Below are 666 nucleotides of genomic sequence, written 5' to 3' on the forward strand. Positions count from 1 at the left end.
ATCACTCTTAAATTTATTGTTATGTTTTTAGACCACGTTCAATAGCAGATACTTCATGCAGTACCTGCAAAACCAAAATAACTTGTGGAATATTAATATGTTCGGTCTCTTTTTCATAAAGATACCGCCAGTTTATGAAAGCATTATTCATATTCATTAAATGATCTTTAAAAAGAGTACCTTGCTCAACCTGATACTGAGATTCAAGCTTTTTACAGGTTTTATTAATTTTGTCTTTTACTTTGTTAGGTACGGCTTTAAATAATTCTGTTAGAACATGAGACTTCTTAACTAAGCCATGAATTTCTAACAAACATTTTAAGTACATCTCTGCGCTGAAAGCAGCATTAACAACAAATGGCGTAATACTTTGGGGATTTCTAGGTAATGACTTCAAGTCCTTCTCATACAGGTAAGCAGAAGTATTCGCGAATGATTGAGCCTGCTTAAATATAGACTCTGCTTTTGAAACTTCGCGTAACAACCCCTTTGACTTGAGTAGATCATGAGCTAGTTTTGCAGCAGCTTTAGGGTCGCCTACATCCTCGACATAACCCACTAGCTTATTGTCGCACAAGACTGATTTCATACCTTTCGGCGGTTTCATATCAATACTCCTCGAAACACCTTAATAAAAGAAAAACATAACGCCCAATTAAGGTGTGA

Annotated in this window: 1 protein-coding gene; it reads right to left on the reverse strand. The window is 35.6% G+C overall.

The genetic code is table 11. From position 1 onward, the window contains the following. Positions 1 to 19: 19 nt before the first annotated feature. Positions 20 to 607, reverse strand: coding sequence for a hypothetical protein (locus tag ACP45E_RS00690; RefSeq protein WP_017037290.1), 588 nt, complete (start codon positions 605 to 607; stop codon positions 20 to 22). Between the last annotated feature and the right edge of the window lie 59 nt (positions 608 to 666).

The organism is Vibrio genomosp. F10 str. 9ZD137 (assembly GCF_049974785.1).
Classification (GTDB): Bacteria; Pseudomonadota; Gammaproteobacteria; order Enterobacterales; family Vibrionaceae; genus Vibrio.